This is a genomic window from Anaerocolumna jejuensis DSM 15929 (genome assembly GCF_900142215.1).
Lineage (GTDB): Bacteria > Bacillota > Clostridia > Lachnospirales > Lachnospiraceae > Anaerocolumna > Anaerocolumna jejuensis.
This window is the reverse complement of sequence record NZ_FRAC01000017.1, coordinates 95,151-113,900: the sequence shown is the minus strand read 5'-3', so window position 1 is coordinate 113,900 and position 18,750 is coordinate 95,151. Positions and strand designations below refer to the sequence as shown.

The window sequence follows — 18,750 nt, the reverse complement described above, 5'->3', positions numbered from 1 at the left end:
ATAAGTCTTTGAAATAGTATTAAATGTCTTTGTTGTCATTGTTTTTCTATGTAAAAAGCTGCTTACGACCGTTGCCAGGATAGCGTAGCCAAATGCCCCACAATATTTTGAACGATACGCGTGGAGACACTGGACTGCGCTATCTGCATTTTATCAAACCCTACATAGGAGTCGCTCATGACAGGACATCAGCCGGTCAAGATTTTCTGCTCCTGCTATCCGCACTACCATTGGAAAAAATACTCTTTCTATGGAAAAATTACTGGGCTGGAATGCTATTAGCACAGTACGGCTGGAATTATTTGTTGATAAAATATTTCTTCATAATGACTTTTCAATGTTAATGACCCGCTGTACCCAGTCCCGGTAAAAGGCTTCCTCATGGGAAACCAGCAATACCGTGCCTGGGAACCCAGACAAAGCACTCTTTAAAGAATCCTTTGCCTGTATATCCAGGTGGTTAGTCGGTTCATCCATTATCAGAAAATTACAGGGCTTCATGGTGAGCAGGCACATTTTGACCTTTGCCTGTTCTCCGCCGCTTAATGTCCCTATTTCCTGCATGGCATGCTTGCTTAAAATACCGCAGCGGGCAAGGTGCTGCCGGGCCTCTTTTAACAAAAGGGAAGGATAGGCATCGGAGATAATCTGAATCGGTGTTCTGGTTCCGTCCTCCCACGCCAGGTCCTGTTCGAAATAGCCGGGTACCACCTGTTCAGAGAAGAAAAAACCTCCCTGCAAAGCCGGGATTTGCTGTACCAGAGTTTTCAGCAGTGTGGTTTTTCCAATGCCATTAAAGCCTGTAATAACAATCTTTTGCCCGCCCGTAATAGAAAAATTAAGGTCTGACAAAACCGGATAGTAATACCCCACGGACAGATGCTTAACATTCAAATGCTCCGCTGCTGATAAAGGAAGTCCTGTAAAGTTAAATACTGGTTTAATCTCTTTTTGGTCCAGTGTCTCTATTCTATCCAACCGGTCCAGCTGCTTTTGCCTGCCCCTGGCCATCTTTGATTTACGGCCCGCAATATTCTTACGGATAAATTCTTCCGTCTTTTTGATTTCCCTTTGCTGTGCAGAGTACTGTCTGACATAGTCCTCCCGCAAAAGTGTTTTCTTTTTCAGAAATTCCGAGTATGTGCCGAAATATTTTGTAATCCTGTCATTATCAATATCACAGATGCGGGTTGCGATTTTTTCCAGAAAAGCATAGTCGTGAGAGACCACCATGAAGGCATTTTCAAGGTTGGAAAGGTACCCGGCAAGCCATGTGACATGTTCCTTATCCAGAAAATTTGTTGGCTCATCCAGAAGCAGCACATCCGGTTTTTCCAGCAGTAATTTTGCCAATATGACCTTGGCACGCTGTCCTCCGCTCATTTCTTCAATAGGGCGCTTCAAACCAATGGAGAGCAGCCCCAAGCCTTCTGCTATCTGCTCGATTAAAAGGTCAATGGAATAAAAATTATTTGCTTCCAGTTGTTCCTGATACTTGGCTGCCAGTCCCAGAACCTCCGTTTCTCCCCCGGCGGCCCTTGTGTAAAGCCCGTTCATTTTATCCTCCATTGCATATAAATCAAGAAACGCCGATTTCAAAAAGTCTTTCATTATTATGCTCTTCTCTATCTGCGCATACTGGTCCAGATAGCCAATGGTGACTTTAGGCTGCCAGACCACTCTGCCTGTATCCGGTATGATCTGTTCGGTGCATATTTTTATAAGAGTGCTTTTTCCGGTCCCATTCTGACCGACAACACCTATATGTTCCCCTTTGTTTAAGGATAACTCTGCGTCTTTAAAAAGCAGGTTATCGCCAAATGAATGTGATAATTCCGTAATTTCCAATAAACTCATAATTTCAACAATCCTTTCTTCTCCAGGCTTTCATTCCCAGTTCTCTTTCCAGGCTCTTTTTCCTAGTCCTTTTTCCTGGTTCTTTTCCTGGTTCTCATCTTCAGCCAAAGCTCTGCTTTTTGATACTTTTTCCTCAAGCTGACACCCTTGCCGGCAAATAAAAAAGCAGAAAGCAAGGATACAAATACTGTATCCGCCTTCTGCTGAGCAGCCTAATCTGATGGCTCCTATATATAGCAAAAGGCTATGGACTAAAACATTGTCCATAGCCTTATATGCACCAAATACCAACGGAAATAAGAGTAAAAAACCAGACGCCATTTTCCATGGCTGACCTAATTTACTACCCTAATTTCCGATGAATCTATAAATCCCTCAGGATTTGCTAAGCTCTGTACAACGTTTCATCGGTTTGAATTGTACAGAGCTGGTTTTCCTTGTCAGTTGATCTGTTATATAAAAGCTCATGGCTTATCTCCTTTATTGCATATCATGCGACCTTATGATAGCACGATAGCTGGCATTTGTCAACATTGGCCCAGCTCATTCTGCTTACTGGGATTTCTTTGCAGCCGCACAAATCGTATCACCTAAACCGGTATAAGGCTTACCTGCAACATTGTCATAAAAAACAATACTGCTAAAGCCGGCCTCAGCCAATTCCTCTTTCAGAGACTGCATGGTATAGATCTGATTCCAATTGTTATAGCATTGGCAGGCATCCTCTGTTGCAACAATGTACTGTTCCAGATAATTAGCCGTGTCCGGGTAATTACCCGTATCCGGGTAAAGATAGTTGCTTTGGATGCACATATATGGGTTTTCACTCCAGAAGCCATTATCACAATAATCGACATTTCGTCCTTCGGAAAAGTTCTTCAGGTAACCCTTTGTCCAGGCATCTAAAATTAATGTCCCGCCGTTTTTAAGGGCTTTTCTGATTTTAAGAAGCAAAGACTTTCGGTCTGCCGGTGCCAATACGCCAAAGTCGCAATATATCAGTGTAACCACATCGAAAGCGTCCTGTTCATGGATTTCCAGGTAATTTCCACACCGGTAATGTACTGGCAATCCGGCAGCTGCCGCCTGTTGAGAGGCATATTCAATGGAACGTTCCGAAAAATCAATTCCGGTAACGGCAAACCCGGCTTTGCTGAATAACTGGGTATAAATCCCAGGACCGCATCCAAGATCAAGCAGGGCTCTTTCGGAATAGGGCGCAAAGCTGTCCGCTATCCAACCCACCGATTCTTTAATAAAGCCGTGCTTTCTGGAAGCCCCATCCACATCAGGAGCCAGATGTGCCTCAAGCATTCCCTTCGAAATATGAGGATCATTCCAAAACGGAGCAGTACCTGGTGTGTATAATGCCGGTTTCTCTTTTAAAAACTCTAAAATTCTCTGATACATATAATTATAATTCCCCCTTGCTACCATGACAGACTTAAGTATTAAATAATTATTTATTTCTCCATCACATAATTAGTGAGGATTACACCATTGCGTGTCACCTGCTGTTCACGGAGTACACGATAGCCTCTGGCTTCAAAAAAAGGCTTTGCGGTGATGGATGCATGTGTTGTGATGCAGCTGACTGGGAAATGTTTTTCAAGTTCGTCGCAGAGTATTGTTGCCACTCCCTGACTCTGAAAATCCTTGTGGACAAAGAGATGGTCCAGATAACCGGTTTTATCAATGTCACCAAAGCCAATTAATCTGTCCTTTTCCAGCGCAACAAGCGTGTAATTCTCCGAAAACGAACGGTTCCAGGCATCCGTATTTACCTGTCCCGAAGCCCATGCATTAAGCTGTTCTTCCGTATAGTCCCTGGCATTGACCCCATGGACCGTATTATAGAAAAGTTCCGCCATTTCCCGGCAATCTGCGGCCTTATATTTCCTGATAACCATTTAAACCCTCCACTAAAATCCTATATATTCCACCTGATAGAATTATCATTTTTTCCAAAGTATATCACAGACTTGCTTGTGATACTGTTTAAATAAAAAATTTGAATAATGTATGCTTTTTCAAACTCCCCCCTATCCTAACTAATCTTTCCGCTTTGCTCCAGCTCCAACAGGAATTTTTTCATCTCAAGGCCGCCTGCATAGCCAACCAGACGGCCGTCTGTCCCGATTACCCGATGGCATGGTACGGCAATGGTAACAGGGTTTTTATTATTTGCCATCCCTATTGCACGGCTTCCTTTCGGACTGCCTGCCTCTTCCGCTATCTGCTTATATGTACGGGTTTCTCCGTAGGGAATCTGAAGGAGCGCCTTCCATACTTTTTTCTGAAATTCAGTACCCTTTAGCTCATATGGAAAGTCAAAGGTCCTTCGGGTGCCTTTAAGATACGCGCATACTTCATCAAAGGCCCTGTCTGAAAGGGCAGAAGGTTCATTGTCAGCATCTATTTTCTCCGCCCGCTTTAAATAGGTGATTGCTGTCTCGCTATATCCAATTTTTAAAATTCCAAATTCAAAATCATAGAAAGCGTATCTGCTCATACACAATGCTCCTTTCTGTAAGCTGCCGGAGATAAGCCCGTTTCATTCTTAAAAAAGCGGTAAAAGGAGGATACTCCGCCAAAGCCGGTGGAATATGCAATGTCAATTATTTCTTCTCCGGTATCAGAAAGCAGCCGCTTTGCTTCCTTAAGGCGCAGACTGCCCACATATTCAGACAGTGTAACACCGTATTCCTCCTTAAAGATTTCTGCCATACGGCGTTTTGATACTCCAAGCTGCCTCAGCTCCCGGTTCCATTCACAGCTCCTGCGAAAAGAATCGTCCAGCAGCTGCTTTGCCTTATCTGCAATTTCCCTGATGGGCTGATACTCTGCCAGGTCGCTCCTGCACCGCTTGCAGGGCCGAAAACCGGCTGTTCTTGCTCCTTCTGCGGTATCAAAAAAACAAACATTTTCCCGTTTGGGAACTTTCGATTTGCATGAGGGGCGGCAATAGATTCCTGTGGACCTCACTGCATAAAAAAACAGGCCGTCATAGGATGCGTCATTTTCAGATACCGCTTTCCACATTTCCTCCGGTGTCATTTTATCTGCCGCTATATCTTTCGGTATCATTTCTTTGCCTCCCCTTTTTTCTTCCTGGGTGCATAATCACGCATTCCGGTAATTGCTCCTCCGGCTATTGCCCAGAGGTAAAGACTGGCTACTGTCCCATAGGGTGAATAACGCCTTTTATATTTTTCGAACTTTTCCCTGTCAATGGTTTTATGATGGTACAGCATCCGCATTCCGCGGTGAATGGCAAGGTCTCCGAAGCTGACAATATCCGGACGCTGCATACTAAAGGTCATAAGCATTTCCGCAGTCCACACTCCAATACCCTTCAGAGCAGAAAGCTCCTTCACGACCTCCTGATCGGGCAGCCTGTTAAGCATCTCTATGTCAAATTCCTTATTTCTTACTTTTTCCGCGAAGTCCTTAATATATCCGGCTTTCTTATAAGTCATTCCGAACTTTTGCAGCTCATTAAGTTCCAGCGTACATATGGTATCGGCATTGATATCCTCAAGGCTGTTTGTAAGCCGCTGCCATATCGTTGCCTGGGCAGAGGTGGAAATCTGCTGCCCTATGATATGATGGACCACAGAAGAAAACAGGTCACGGTCAACTTCCCGGTAGATTAATCCAATTTGGTCAATTGCTGCACCAAGGACCTTGTCCCGGCTTTTCAGAAACTCTATTTCCTCGTTACCGTATTCAAAATACAAATAATCACCTCCGATATCATCACTATACCATATTCATTGGTTAATTTTCTTCTCAAATCAGGATATCCAATTCGGAATTATTCTGTAACCACTTTTCATATTACCGGAGCCACTTTTCATATTGCCGGAGCCACTTTTCAACATCAACTTCCATAAAATCAATAACCGTATTCTCCTTCTATAAGAATCACTTTGATTCTGTTTTTTAAAAATTGCCCGGAGATTAAAACAAAGTCATTGCAAATTCGCTGTTTGTGCCTGCAATCGATACATTTCCCCAGCTTTACACATGGTGTATCTTTATTCAGCCTTTTCGCATCCAGGGGTGCTGCGATTTGCCTTGTTCGGTTTATGGCAGCTTCCGCCGTTTCCACGATCTTATTTGTCCCTGCTACAACTATCACCTGCTGAGGTCCGTAAAGCATGGGGGCAACGCGGCTTCCATTTCCGTCGAGGTTAAATAATTTTCCGTCAGCAGTTATGGCATTGGTACCGGTTATAAAGGTATCCGCACTAAAATTTTTTATATAAAGCTCCCGTTTTTCATTGGAAGTTAAACTTTGTCGGTGTTTATCATAAAAATCAAAATTACCGCTTCGAAGATATTCAAAAACCCCGGTCTCCTCTAAGGTAACGGAATCCCCGCAGCCAACCTTTTCTCCCCTTGTTATCAGTGTGGATATCAGTGTAAGTAATTCTTCCTTATTCTCAACAAAATATCCCTCCATATTATTTCTCTGTAAATTTAAAATGGTTTTCTGTATTATTTCCTCCATGCAGGATTGAATTCTCCTTTCCTATGGTAAAACTGATGGTTTATATGCAGATGCTTCTATTTGATAGAAAAATTGCCTCGTAAAAAGAAATTTACCTCATAATAGGAAATAGCCTCGTAATAGGACATAGCCTCACAAATAGCAGCCTTCTGCTTTTTAATTTCTTTCACAACAACGACTGTATTAGGCATCTGCTACTATGATAAACTGCATGTCATAGAAAAAGCAACCTGTATTTTTTAACATACAATCATGATTCTGGCATCATAAGTTAATCTCAGCTTTTGTATACGTATATTGGGAGCATAAAATGCAGCGAATCGATTTTCACGAAGCTGAGTGCATCTTAATCCCTATGCATATCGCAAGCCTGCTTACGATACTATAACCACTGCAATCAAATTATCTATCTTCAAATTTATAATAAAATTAATAAATAAATTTATATTAGAATTTTATAAAAATTAATTTTTATTGGGTTTTACACTCAAAAAGGACGGATGGTATCTTTGCGGCAAGGCATTCTTGTTAATCCTTTGCCTTAAAGACATACCAATCCGTCCTATTTACAGTACTTTTCTAATAAAATAATTTTTATATCAATATTTTATAACAATGCTGCTTTATTGCTTAAACATTATTTAATTTTTACTTTTAAATTTAGCTACCAGCATTTCATCCTCAGCTGTCTTAGTGCTTAAAATGCCTCATTCCGGTAAATACCATTGTGATTCCGTACTCATTGCATTTCTTAATGGAATCCTCGTCACGGATGGAGCCGCCGGGCTGAATGATTGCGGTTATTCCGCCTTCCTGGGCAGCTTCCACACAATCATCAAAGGGGAAGAAGGCATCGGAAGCAAGTACGGAGCCAGCGGAAGCTTCTTCACTTATCAGTTCCCTGCTGTGCTCTATGCTTTGCTTGGCTGCCCAGATACGGTTTACCTGTCCGGGGCCGATGCCGATGGTCTGCTTATCCTTTGCAAGGGCAATACCGTTGGATTTTACGAACTTTACGACCTTCATGGCAAAGAGCATATCTTCCATTTCCTTGTCAGTAGGCTTTCTGTCCGTTACTACTTTGATATCGGCTTCCTCTAAAAGCTTGCTGTCTATGGTCTGAACAATAAGGCCACCATTTACCTTCTTTAAGTCATAGGCATTCTCATTCTGAGGTACTTCGATATCTGCCAGCTGCAATACTCTGACATTTTTCTTGCCCTTCAGTATTTCAAGCGCTTTTTCTTCAAAGGCCGGCGCCACAATAACCTCTAAGAAGATTTTACTCATTTCATTTGCCATATAAGCCGTTACAGTACGGTTTACTACTACAATTCCGCCGAAGATGGATACCTTATCTGCCTGATAAGCCTTATCCCAGGCTGCCTCTATGTTATCTGCGCTTCCCACACCGCAGGGATTACCGTGCTTGCAAGCAACTACGGTAGGTTCGCTGAATTCCTTCAGCAATTCCAAAGCTCCATTGGTGTCATTGATGTTGTTAAAGGACAGCTCTTTTCCGTTAAGCTGTAAAGCATCAACTATAGAACCTTTTTTCTTTCCGATTTCCCGGTAGAAGGCGGCCTTCTGGTGAGGGTTTTCCCCGTATCTCATATCCTGTACCTTCTCATAGGTCAGGGTTAAGGTTTCAGGAAGAGCGGTATCTTTTCTTTCCTTTTTCAGGTAATCGGCAATCATGGTATCATAATTGGAGGTATGCATAAATACCTTCTGCATCAGATAGAACTTGGTATCAAGGCTTACCTGTCCTTGCCCCTTTAATTCTCCCAGTACCTTTTCGTAATCAGCCGGGTCCGTCACTACCGCTACATCCTGATAATTCTTGGCGGCGCTGCGAAGCATGGTGGGACCTCCGATATCGATATTCTCAACAGCTTCTTCCCTGGTAACATCTTCTTTCAGGATGGTTGCTTTAAAGGGATAGAGATTTACAATGACAAAATCTATGGGTTCGATATGAAGCTCCTCCAGCTGCTTCATATGCTCTTCCTTTCCTCTCATGGCAAGAAGTCCGGCATGGATGGCAGGATGCAGGGTCTTTACCCTTCCGTCAAGACATTCGGGGAAGCCTGTCACCTCGGATACCTCAACTGCTTTGATTCCTTCTTCCTTCAGCTTTTTATAGGTTCCTCCCGTTGACAGAATCTGAATGCCAAGGGCCTCCAGTTCCTTTGCGAATTCCACAATTCCTGTTTTGTCCGATACGCTGATTAATGCTCTCATTTCCGCTCTCCTTTTCCTTAAAATAGGGACTATATGGTTATTCTTCCTAAAGACAACAAAAAACCGCCCTGGTAACCCGGTAACTATCCCATTACCAGAGCTGCCCAGGCGGTCGGCATATCATATTTTTGTACTCCCTATGGGTAAGCTCCCATTTCCGCCAGTCATACAAAATCTATTTTTAGTGTACAATATTTTAACCAGTATGGCAACCCCTATTTTTGCAGCTTTTTCTTTAACTTTATGCAATCATTTAGGTGCCCTGCCTGATGCCTTGTGATTGGCATAAGAATAATGCCTGCTACATTTTTCTTCCCCCAGAAATCCAATAGCCAGATGGAATCCTCCTGTTCCGTCACGCCGCCTTCTTTTAATATCCTTGCAATGCTTTCCCCTTTTACCTTCCTTTTCAAATCAGGGGAAGTCAGATTATTTATTATTTCCTTTGTTCTGACTCCTACGGCATCCCGGTAGCTTTTAAGCTCTTCCCGGACCAGCTGCCGGCTTAAAGCAAGGATTTCCTCATCCGTCATTGCATTACCTGTGTCCCTGACCCGGACTCCAAGGCGCTCCAGCCATTCTTCATCCAATACCTGTTCTCTTTCCCCTATTAAAATATTGGCTGTGATATCCTCGATTCGCGTAATATGCCAGATGTTCCATGCAACTGTCACATCCTTCACTGTCGGCATGATAAGAAAGGCCTTTTCCGTCAAGCCCTCCCATACCTCATCCAGTAAGGTTGGCTCGATGCCCGGTGTTATCTCCGAGGAGTGGACTATTGAATGTAATTGGAGACAAAGCTCCTTTGCTTCCTCAAACTTTTCAGGCTTTGCAAGCAGCTCTTTCAGCCGTGCCTGCTTGGGATTCCAATCTGTACCTACCTGGAACATAAATACCCCCTTCCGCTTATCTAAGCAGTTTTCTTTCTCTTATAAAATTCCTGTATTTCTCCGATACCAGGTGCCCCTGCCCTTCCTTTACCAGCCGCAGGGCATTTTCCAGGATATCCTCCCGGATGCCTTCCGGGAGGGCAAAGGCCTTCTCTGCTTTACTGCATTCCTCCATAAATTCTTCTGAAAGAATTCCATTCCTGTTAAGAAGAAGCTCCTTTACCGGATAATCCTTCCAAAGGAGCCTTACCCTTCCTTTTCCTTCAAAGCGGTTATAAAAGCTCTTTTTTAAAAACATTTTTTCCTGCACAGCATCCAAAAAAGCACAATAACCCATGGATTTCTGAATCAGATTCTGGTACCAGGATAATTGCCTGTCGTTTTTATCGACCCGGTGCCCTACTATATAGACAGGCGTAATTCCCTCTTCCCGGTAATATTGATCCCTTATATAGAATTCGTCTATTCCCGTATTGTACAACCTGAACTCAACTGCAATGGGCTTTCCGTCCGTAAAGGGCAGGAAGAAGCTGCAATATAAGCCGTTCTTCAGCTTATATCTGGTATAGAGCTCTTCCTCCGGAAAGCTTGTCCGAAGCAGGTGGTAGAGCAGCCGCTTGCCCTTTAATGCCTCCTCGGACTCCCTGTTGGCAGAATATTCGCAGCCGGTAAGGTCATTGATTGAAAAATGCGTTGCATTTTTAATCTTTCTATTTAAGCAGTATCGCAAGCAAGCTTGCGATATGCATGGGGATTAGTGGGCAAAATAGGGTTCCTTTATCAATCCCGCAGCCAGATAGACCTTGGAGCCGCATTCTCTGCAGATCAGCTCTCCCTTTGCCGCTGCAAGCTTTAATTCCTCTACCCTTTCCACCTGATAAATTCCTGAGCTGTCCTTTAGTTCATAGGCGCAGATTTCTTCTCCTTTGTGAATGCAGCTTTCCATCGGTTTCTCCCTTAATCCAATCAGATTCTGTATACATTATACCATGAAAAGCTATACTCTTGTATATACCTGTTAAAATTCTGTTAAATCCTGAAGGCCATGAAGCCAGCCTGCGGTTATCTATCTTGAAGTTAGACCCTTAACAGCATTCCATAACACATATACAAGCAAACGGAGTCCTTGTTCTATAGCACAGTATTACAATTCATTTGCTTAATTTCTTGTGGAAAGATATAATATGTTATAAGATACCATTTTTAATTATATGGTCTTTCGTATTGCTGAACTGGAAATTTATGAATCTCTAGCTGCTATCATAAATTTGATTAAATTTATTATGAATCTCTTTGAAAGGATTACGCATATGAGAAAGTTTAAATTGACCGATATCGGTATCGGCTTACTATTTGCCCTGTTCTTTATTTCTGCCGGGGTCATTCTTGCAGTGAATTTCAGACCTCTCTATTATTTTGATATAAAACATCTGGACATAGAAAAAACCTCCGGGATAGAGGCCTCTGTGATAAAAGAAAATTATGATGTGCTCATTGATTATAATTCACCCTTTTATAAGGGAGAGCTAAAGTTTCCTACCCTCCCCTCTTCTGCCCCGGCGTTGGAGCATTTCAGGGAGGTTAAAAATATCTTTATAGCCTTTTATTATATTTTAGCTGTAACTGCCCTGCTGCTCCTTGTGACTATCCTATATAAAAGAAAAGTCAGGGACTACCGTTATCTTTTGCCTTCCAGTGTTACTGTAGTGGTGCTGCCTCTGCTTGTTGCGCTGGCATGCGCCATTAACTTTGACAAGCTTTTTGTTGTGCTGCACAAGATATTCTTCCGCAACAATTACTGGCTCTTTGATCCGGCTACCGACCCGATTATCAATCTCCTGCCGGATACCTTCTTTATGCACTGCCTTTTTCTCATCCTTGGAATCATTCTTCTTGGCAGCCTTGGTTTATTTCTTTTTTCCCGTGTCGTAAGGAAGGGCAATGATAAATTCCGTTCCCTCTCCTAAGGTGCTGTTTACCTGGATATTTCCGCTGTAAAGTTCTACAATATGCTTTACAATGGAAAGTCCAAGGCCGGTTCCTCCCTGCTTTCTGGAACGTCCCCTGTCCACCCGGTAGAAGCGCTCAAAGATACGTGGCAGTGATTCCTTGTCAATGCCGATTCCCGTGTCCTTGACCCCCAGGACCAAATTGTCCTCTTCTTCCTTCAGGGTAACGGTTATGGTACCCTCTTCCGTATATTTCATGGCATTGTCCAGAAGATTTATAAAGAGCTGCTTCATTCTGTCGGGATTGCAGTAAAAGGGTCTCAGATACGGCTGGGGCTCAAAGATTATTTCCAGATCGTCTTTTCCCTTTGGCTGGAGCAGTTCAATCACTGATTTCACACAATCATTGATATCACAGGGAATTCTCTCAAAATCTCTTTTAGATTCGATTTCCTGCAGCAATAAGATATCCTGAATAAGTGTAAACAGCCTCTCCGCCTCAATATCAATAATATCCAGGAAGCGGTTTGCCACTGCTTCTTCTTTTATGGCTCCATTTTTTAAAGTATCTATAAATCCTCTGATGGATGTCAGAGGTGTCTTTAATTCATGGGTCACGTTAGAAACGAAATCTCTTCGCATATTTTCCAGCTTCTTCAATTGGGTAATGTCCTCTATAATTAAAAGAACGCCAAAGGATTTCTCTCCTTCCAGCCCCAGGGGTGTGCCGGTAACCCTGATAAAGCTCATGGATAGCCCTGATATACTGCCTTCCTTCATAACACTTGTTTTCGTTTCCTTTACTTCATCCACTGCATCAAATACAGCGGCATTACGGAAGATGGAATACAGGGACTGCCCTACTGCAATGGTCTTTCCGGTATTGTTTATCTTTTCAAAGGATTTATTGAAAAAGAGTACATCGCTGCTGTCATCAATGGCAACAACGCCTGCCTCCATGCTGCTGAGCATCGCTTCCAGCTCCGCATTTCTCTGTGTGAGGCTGGTTATGGTGTTCTTCAGATTTCCGGCCATAATGTTAAAGGAACGGGCAAGCTTTCCAACCACGGATTTATCCCTTGTGTAGATTTTAATATTATAGTCTCCGTCGGATATTCTCTCTGCCGCTCTTGCCACCTCATTAATAGGTTTTGTGAAAAGCCCTGTAAAAATAGCGGCGGCAGCCATGGCTAATACCAGGCACAGAAATACCGTAAGTTCCAGAGAACCTCCTAATTTATCGGTTAAGTCCTTTATGGTTGAGAAAGGCAGGGATATCCTGATAACCCCGTCAAAATCTGCTGTTTTCACAGGGACTGCGCTATAGGAATATTCCTGCTTCATGGTTTTGGAATACCTGGTCACCGAAACGCTCTCACCCTTTAAGGCAAGCTTCACTTCTTCTCTGGATTTATGGTTTTCCATCTGTCCGTCGGTTTTGGAATCTGCAATGACATTTCCGTCTTTATCAATAATCGTTATTCTGCAATTGTACTTGTTCCCATATTTATCTACGAAGGACTCATAATCCTGAGCGCTACTAAAGCCTGTCATCGTAAATACGTCTGCCACCATTTGCGCCTGGGCCAGATAACGGTCCTCACTTTGCTTATATAAGTAATCCGAGGTCTCATTCCAGAATAATATTCCTGCTATTCCCAGGGCTAAAATAATCGTTGCAAGGTAACTGATATAGAGCTTTTTCTGCATTTTAACTCCTTTTCTGAATATTAGCCATGCCTTTCCAGCGCACCGCAAGATTGGGCCGAGGATTTCGCAGGCACAATCTTGTGTGAATTATGCGAACTTATACCCCATACCCCTTACCGTTTTGATATAAACAGGATGGCTTTCATCCTTTTCTATCTTCTTTCTCAGGTTACTTACATGTACATCCACGGTTCTGGTCTCGCCGATATAGTCATATCCCCATACCTTTTCCAGAAGGTTATCCCTGGTAAATACGATACCTCTGTTTTTCGCCAGCAGATATAATAGCTCAAATTCCTTAAAGGAAAGCTCAACGAGGTCTCCGTCAAGGGTTACCGTCCTCCTGGAACGGTTGATTTCCAGCTGGTCAATAATGAGCTTTTCTTCTCTTTCATCCTTTTCTTCGCTTTGCTTTCCAGTGCCTTCTGTTCTTCGCAGCACTGCCTTGATACGCGCCAGCAATTCATGGATACCAAAGGGCTTTACCAGATAATCGTCAGAGCCTACCTCAAGTCCTACCACTTTACTGATCTCATCCCCTTTTGCCGTCAGGAAAATAACGGGGATATTGTGATAATTCCTGTCGGAGCGGATTTTCCGCAGCACTTCTATTCCGTCCATTCCCGGCAGCATCCAGTCTAAAAGCACGATATCAACTTTCTCAAAAGCCAGTATTTCCAGAGCAAGTTCACCGGATTCCGCCTTTAAGACCCGGTAGCCGTCTCTTTCCAGATTATAGGCTAATAGCTCTAAAATATGTTCTTCATCATCTACCGCTAATATTGTTTTCATGAGAAACTCTCCTTCAAGGGATTTCTTTATCCAACCGTTAGATTTCCTGTAACAATATAGGTTATCCACTCTGCTATATTCGTGGCATGATCTGCCATTCTCTCCAGGTACTTTATTATCATCAGATAACAAATACACTGGGGTACCAGCTCCGGTTTATTTTGCATGATAAGGGACAGCTCCTCCGTTATTTTCTCAAAGTCATTATCCACTTCATCATCTGCTTCAATGACAGCCTTTGCCTTTTTAACATCAGCCTCCACAAAGCTGTCTATGGTGTTAATTACCATCTTTTTCATAGCTTCAATCATAGAATCAAGGGACTTGGGCGAGTCCATCTGAGGATACCTGTTAAGCTTGATAATATACTCTGAGATATCTGCGCATTGGTCCGCAATACGTTCAATGTCCGTTATGATCTTCATTATTGAGGTTATCTTTCTTAAATCCGATGCCAATGGCTGCTGCTTGGCAATGATATTGATGCATTCCTTCTCGATATGCTGTTCCAGCATATCAATTTCATCATCTCTGTCAATGATCTTCTTTGCCCTTTCAATGTCTTTGTCATGAAGGACTCCTATCATTTCGTTCATGGACAGCTCTAATATGCTTCCCATTTTGATTACATCATTGTTTAATTCCTCCAGTTGTGCAAGAAAAGTCTGTCTCATTCGATTCAGCTCCTATCCGCCCTTAATAAGGGCTAGTTGATTACCAATATAATAGCATTTTCCTATTTATTTGCAAGTCTTTTCGGGTTACCTTTTTCATATTTTCCGTATAAATTTTCCATACAGGCTTATTTGAATTATACTTTTACCTAATTCAATTAATCAACCGAATCTTCCGGTGATATAATCTTCTGTTTTCTTATTGGACGGTTTGTTAAATATCTGCTCGGTATCACCGTATTCTATTACCTCTCCCGTCAGGAAGAAGGCTGTTTTATCGGAAATACGTCCGGCCTGCTGCATGTTATGGGTTACTATAATAATAGTATAGTGCTTCTTTAATTCCGTAGCAAGGTCTTCTATTTTAATAGTAGAAATAGGGTCAAGTGCCGAGGTAGGTTCATCCATTAATATTACCTCCGGTTCAATTGCAAGGGTTCTGGCGATGCAGATTCTCTGCTGCTGTCCGCCGGATACTGCAAGAGCACTTTTCTTCAGCTTATCCTTTACTTCATCCCAGATAGCTGCCTGACGTAAGGATTTCTCCACCATCTCATCCAGGGCGCTCTTTTTCTTAACACCGTGTATTCTGGGGCCGTAAGCTACATTGTCATAGATACTCATGGGAAAAGGATTTGGCTGCTGGAATACCATACCCACTCTTGACCTTAGCATGATTGCATCAAAATCCTTATAGATATCCACGCCGTCCAATGTAACTTCCCCATTTATCTTAACTCCTTCCACCAGGTCATTCATCCGGTTCAGAGTCTTTAAAAAGGTAGATTTGCCGCAGCCGGAAGGTCCTATAAAGGCTGTAATCTTCCCTTGTTCTATATTCATATTTATATTCTTTAGAGCCTGAAAATTTCCGTAGTACAAATCCAGATCCCTGACTGTAAATTTCACCTTATCGTTCAAAGCATATCCTCCTGTTTTCGTAAATCCTGTTAAAAGCGCTATCAGCCATTACCGGTTCTTTTTAAAAATGCTCTTGTTATCATTTTGGAAGCAACGTTTAATAGTATAATAAGAACCAGCAATACCACTGCAATAGAACTTGCTGCGCTTAAATCTCCCGATTCTTTTATCAGCCAGTACATCTTAGTGGTAAGTGTTGCCGCAGATGCCTTTCCCCCTACTAACCCTTCCGGTATCTGTGCGATTGTACCTGCGGTAAAGATGAGGGCTGCGGATTCGCCCACTATTCTGCCGATACTGAGAATTACTGCTACCAGAATGCCCGGCAATGCCCCAGGCAGGATAATCTTTGCAATTGTTTGCAGCTTTGTTGCTCCAAGTCCATAAGAACCTTCCCTGTAGGATCTGGGTATTTCCTTCAGTGCTTCCTCTGTTGTGGAAATAATGGTCGGAAGCAGTAAGATACTAAGAGTAAGGGAACCAGCCAGTATGGAATACTGCATCTTAAGTGTCTGTACAAATAAAAGCATACCAAAAAGGCCGTATATAATGGAAGGTATACCAGCCAGGTTCTGTATGGCAAAGCGGATAATGTTAAGGACTCTGCCGGGCTTTGCATATTCATTGAGGTAGATTGCCGCACTGATTCCAATAGGCCCTGCAACCACAAGAGACAGCAGGATAATATAAATAGTCGATACAAACATTGGTATAATACCGCCGCCGGGTCTTGTTACCTTCAGACGGAGGCTTCCGTCACTGTCCTTTAACAGCTTTACTGCGTCCCCAAAGGATAAATCCTCCGTATTGTCACTCCCTATCTTGCTGATAGTATCATCCTTTTTCAGAACATAGGATGCATTCTTCATATTTACAGCCTTTTTGGCCGGGGAGTTTTTCTCTATCTTCGATATAACCAGGTTTTTGTCGCCTTCTTTTACAGTGATGCCAAGAGCAGGAATATAGCCCTCTTCACCCTCTCCTGTTCTGCCGGCATCTGCCTTGATATTTACAAAGGTGGTCTTATCATCCCAGCTTCTGGTCAGGAAATCCACATTAATTCCAGGTACTCCTTTGTATAAAATGAAACCTATGATGATAAATAAGATACTAACGGTCAATGCGGTGGCAAGGTAGATTAAGCTCCTTAAAAGGCCGTCTTTCACTTTTCTGTTGCTCCAATTATTATTATTCATTTAAACCTCTTTCGCGCATACCGCAATACTGCCGGCGGCACTGCCTAAATATAAGTGAAAATTGCTTATCTTAAAGGACCTTCGTTCCCAAGCTTTTTGGTCAGCCGGATCAGCGTAAAGTTAATAGCCATGATGAAGGTAAAAAGGATTACACCGGTGGCAAAGAGCATATCCTGATGCCTTCCGGAGGCATAGCCCATTTCCATGGCAATGTTGGTGGTCAGAGGTCTGATTTTTGAGAATATACTGGTGGGCAGGCCGCCGATATTATTTCCTGCAATCATCATTACTGCCATAGTCTCTCCGATAGCCCTGCCGATACCAAGTACGGTAGCCGTCAATATTCCGGAGCGGGCTGCGGGAATAACTGCTTTGAAAATGGTCTGTATTTTGGAAGCGCCAAGGCCATAGGAGGCTTCCCGGTAGGACTTGGGCACGGCGCGGATACTGCTTTCACTTAAGGATATAATGGTAGGCAGCACCATAATTGTAAGTACACAGATAACAGCTAATAAGGACTGCCCCTGTCCGGTGGGAGATACTTTATTAATTAAAGGGACGATGACTCCAAGACCGAAGGCTCCGTATATAACGGACGGAATGCCGGCTAATAATTCTATTCCCGGCTTAATAATTGAAACTATTTTCTTAGGTGCTATTTCGGCGATAAATACAGCTGTCAGTAAACCAATTGGAACCCCGAACGCTATCGCGCCCAGGGTTGCAAGCAGGGATCCTACTATCATGTAGAACACTCCAAATACATTATTGTTCGGGTCCCATTTTAATCCGGTTATAAATGTTAGAAAGCTGTAAGCATCTTTTCCGAAAAAGGGTTTTAAGCCTTTGGCAAATACGAAGACGATAATTGCAACGACACTCAGGACACTAACCAAAGCACTTACTAAAAAGATAATATGAAACAGTGTCTCTTTATATTCTACCGCTTTACCTGCCTTATTCTGATTGCTTACGTTCTTTTTCATTTATCTAATTTTATTCCTCCGTGTTTTTCTACGAATGCCTGGCCATCATCGCTTAATGAGAAGTCTACGAATGCTTTTGCAGCGGCTGATGCTTTTCCTTCATTGTATACAAAGAGGAAAGGTCTTGAGAGTACATACTTTCCTGATTTAGCATTTTCAGGAGTTCCTTCTACATCATTTACGGTAAGAGCTTTTACTGTACTGTCAATATAGGAGAAGGATACATAACCAATTGCATTTTCATTTCCTGCTACTGCTGTCTGAACGTTACCATTTCCTTCAACAACTGTTGCATTCTCTGTTAAACCGCCTGCATCTTCTAACTTTGTCAGTTCTTCAAATGCGCTTCTTGTTCCGGAAGCACCCTCTCTGGATACTACTACGATATCAGCGTCTTTTCCGCCTACATCCTTCCAGTTCGTAATCTGGCCGGAGAATATCTTAGCAAGGTCTTCTGTTGTAATGTTCTTTAAAGTGTTAGCGGGATTTACAGCTACGGCAATACCGTCATAAGCAAAGGTTACTTCCTTAAGGCCTGATGTTTTTTCGTCATCCTTTAAATTTCTGGAAGAAGCACCGATGTCATTTGCTCCTGAAATAGAATCTGCAATACCTGCGGAAGAACCGGTTCCTGTATAGTTGATTGTCACATCAGGATTAGCTGCGGTAAATTCATCAATCATGTCATTTAAGATTTTTTCAACGGATGTAGAACCTGTTATGGTTACTGTACCGGATAAGTTGTCTGTAGAAGGTGCTTCTGTTGCTGCAGGTGTTTCTGTTGCTGCATCTGTAGCTGCCTGTGTAGGTTCTGTGGTCGCATTGCCTGCATTACCGGATGCGTTGTTTGATTTTCCGCAACCTCCAAGCACACCAACAAGCGCCATTGTTAAAAGAACTGCCAGAACTTTATTTTTTAGCTTCATTATTTCTTTCCTCCTTGATTTGGGATCCCCCTGTTATATTTCTTGGTTGTTCTAATTACAGGTTTCATTCTACTAGCCCTTTGTAA

19 protein-coding genes and 1 riboswitch are annotated in these 18,750 nt (G+C 42.7%); of the genes, 1 reads left to right on the top strand and 18 read right to left on the bottom strand.

The window, feature by feature from the left end; genetic code table 11:
- Positions 1-321 precede the first annotated feature (321 nt).
- From BUB77_RS16935 to BUB77_RS16880, 11 genes are all read right to left on the bottom strand, one after another.
- Positions 322-1,857, bottom strand: a complete 1,536-nt coding sequence (locus BUB77_RS16935) for an ABC-F family ATP-binding cassette domain-containing protein (protein WP_073278035.1) — start codon at positions 1,855-1,857, stop codon at positions 322-324.
- Between the two features lie 552 nt (positions 1,858-2,409).
- Positions 2,410-3,267: a class I SAM-dependent methyltransferase gene (locus BUB77_RS16925; protein ID WP_073278060.1), complete on the bottom strand. Its 858-nt coding sequence runs from the start codon at positions 3,265-3,267 to the stop codon at positions 2,410-2,412.
- 53 nt (positions 3,268-3,320) lie between these two features.
- Positions 3,321-3,767: a GNAT family N-acetyltransferase gene (locus BUB77_RS16920; RefSeq protein WP_073278033.1), complete on the bottom strand. Its 447-nt coding sequence runs from the start codon at positions 3,765-3,767 to the stop codon at positions 3,321-3,323.
- A gap of 137 nt (positions 3,768-3,904) precedes the next feature.
- Positions 3,905-4,369 carry a methylated-DNA--[protein]-cysteine S-methyltransferase gene (locus BUB77_RS16915; RefSeq protein ID WP_073278032.1) on the bottom strand — a complete coding sequence of 155 codons (465 nt, stop codon included), beginning with the start codon at positions 4,367-4,369 and terminating at the stop codon, positions 3,905-3,907.
- Positions 4,366-4,944, bottom strand: coding sequence for a bifunctional transcriptional activator/DNA repair enzyme AdaA (locus tag BUB77_RS16910; RefSeq protein ID WP_242962536.1), 579 nt, complete (start codon positions 4,942-4,944; stop codon positions 4,366-4,368). The genes BUB77_RS16915 and BUB77_RS16910 overlap by 4 nt, the downstream gene beginning before the upstream one ends.
- Positions 4,941-5,597: a DNA-3-methyladenine glycosylase family protein gene (locus tag BUB77_RS16905; RefSeq protein WP_073278031.1), complete on the bottom strand. Its 657-nt coding sequence runs from the start codon at positions 5,595-5,597 to the stop codon at positions 4,941-4,943. The genes BUB77_RS16910 and BUB77_RS16905 overlap by 4 nt, the downstream gene beginning before the upstream one ends.
- Before the next feature lie 158 nt (positions 5,598-5,755).
- Positions 5,756-6,373, bottom strand: coding sequence for a lactate utilization protein (locus tag BUB77_RS16900; RefSeq protein ID WP_073278030.1), 618 nt, complete (start codon positions 6,371-6,373; stop codon positions 5,756-5,758).
- A 690-nt stretch (positions 6,374-7,063) separates the two neighbouring features.
- On the bottom strand, positions 7,064-8,617 hold the full coding sequence (purH, locus tag BUB77_RS16895) for a bifunctional phosphoribosylaminoimidazolecarboxamide formyltransferase/IMP cyclohydrolase (protein WP_073278029.1): 1,554 nt from the start codon (positions 8,615-8,617) through the stop codon (positions 7,064-7,066).
- A 95-nt stretch (positions 8,618-8,712) separates the two neighbouring features.
- Positions 8,713-8,795, bottom strand: a riboswitch (ZMP/ZTP riboswitch).
- 37 nt (positions 8,796-8,832) lie between these two features.
- Complete coding sequence (locus BUB77_RS16890; RefSeq protein ID WP_073278028.1) at positions 8,833-9,510, bottom strand: DinB family protein; 678 nt, start codon at positions 9,508-9,510, stop codon at positions 8,833-8,835.
- Positions 9,511-9,526: 16 nt separating this feature from the next.
- On the bottom strand, positions 9,527-10,240 hold the full coding sequence (locus BUB77_RS16885; RefSeq protein ID WP_073278027.1) for a competence protein CoiA family protein: 714 nt from the start codon (positions 10,238-10,240) through the stop codon (positions 9,527-9,529).
- A 24-nt stretch (positions 10,241-10,264) separates the two neighbouring features.
- Positions 10,265-10,456 carry a competence protein CoiA family protein gene (locus tag BUB77_RS16880; RefSeq protein WP_073278026.1) on the bottom strand — a complete coding sequence of 64 codons (192 nt, stop codon included), beginning with the start codon at positions 10,454-10,456 and terminating at the stop codon, positions 10,265-10,267.
- A gap of 364 nt (positions 10,457-10,820) precedes the next feature.
- On the opposite strand from BUB77_RS16880, the gene BUB77_RS16875 reads away from it, so the two are divergent.
- Positions 10,821-11,477 carry a TIGR01906 family membrane protein gene (locus BUB77_RS16875; protein ID WP_073278058.1) on the top strand — a complete coding sequence of 219 codons (657 nt, stop codon included), beginning with the start codon at positions 10,821-10,823 and terminating at the stop codon, positions 11,475-11,477.
- Here BUB77_RS16875 and BUB77_RS16870 read toward each other — a convergent pair.
- The 7 genes from BUB77_RS16870 to BUB77_RS16840 all read right to left on the bottom strand — a co-directional run bounded on the left by BUB77_RS16870 (position 11,418) and on the right by BUB77_RS16840 (position 18,664).
- Positions 11,418-13,169: a HAMP domain-containing sensor histidine kinase gene (locus tag BUB77_RS16870; RefSeq protein WP_073278025.1), complete on the bottom strand. Its 1,752-nt coding sequence runs from the start codon at positions 13,167-13,169 to the stop codon at positions 11,418-11,420. The genes BUB77_RS16875 and BUB77_RS16870 overlap by 60 nt on opposite strands.
- 87 nt (positions 13,170-13,256) lie before the next feature.
- Complete coding sequence (locus tag BUB77_RS16865; protein WP_073278024.1) at positions 13,257-13,961, bottom strand: response regulator transcription factor; 705 nt, start codon at positions 13,959-13,961, stop codon at positions 13,257-13,259.
- Positions 13,962-13,987: 26 nt separating this feature from the next.
- Positions 13,988-14,635, bottom strand: a complete 648-nt coding sequence (gene phoU, locus BUB77_RS16860) for a phosphate signaling complex protein PhoU (protein WP_073278023.1) — start codon at positions 14,633-14,635, stop codon at positions 13,988-13,990.
- Between the two features lie 162 nt (positions 14,636-14,797).
- Positions 14,798-15,556, bottom strand: a complete 759-nt coding sequence (gene pstB, locus BUB77_RS16855) for a phosphate ABC transporter ATP-binding protein PstB (RefSeq protein WP_073278022.1) — start codon at positions 15,554-15,556, stop codon at positions 14,798-14,800.
- Positions 15,557-15,597: 41 nt separating this feature from the next.
- Positions 15,598-16,752: a phosphate ABC transporter permease PstA gene (pstA, locus tag BUB77_RS16850; protein ID WP_073278021.1), complete on the bottom strand. Its 1,155-nt coding sequence runs from the start codon at positions 16,750-16,752 to the stop codon at positions 15,598-15,600.
- Between the two features lie 65 nt (positions 16,753-16,817).
- Positions 16,818-17,738 carry a phosphate ABC transporter permease subunit PstC gene (pstC, locus tag BUB77_RS16845; RefSeq protein ID WP_073278020.1) on the bottom strand — a complete coding sequence of 307 codons (921 nt, stop codon included), beginning with the start codon at positions 17,736-17,738 and terminating at the stop codon, positions 16,818-16,820.
- Complete coding sequence (locus BUB77_RS16840; protein WP_073278019.1) at positions 17,735-18,664, bottom strand: phosphate ABC transporter substrate-binding protein; 930 nt, start codon at positions 18,662-18,664, stop codon at positions 17,735-17,737. Before BUB77_RS16840 ends, pstC begins: the two co-directional genes overlap by 4 nt.
- Between the last annotated feature and the right edge of the window lie 86 nt (positions 18,665-18,750).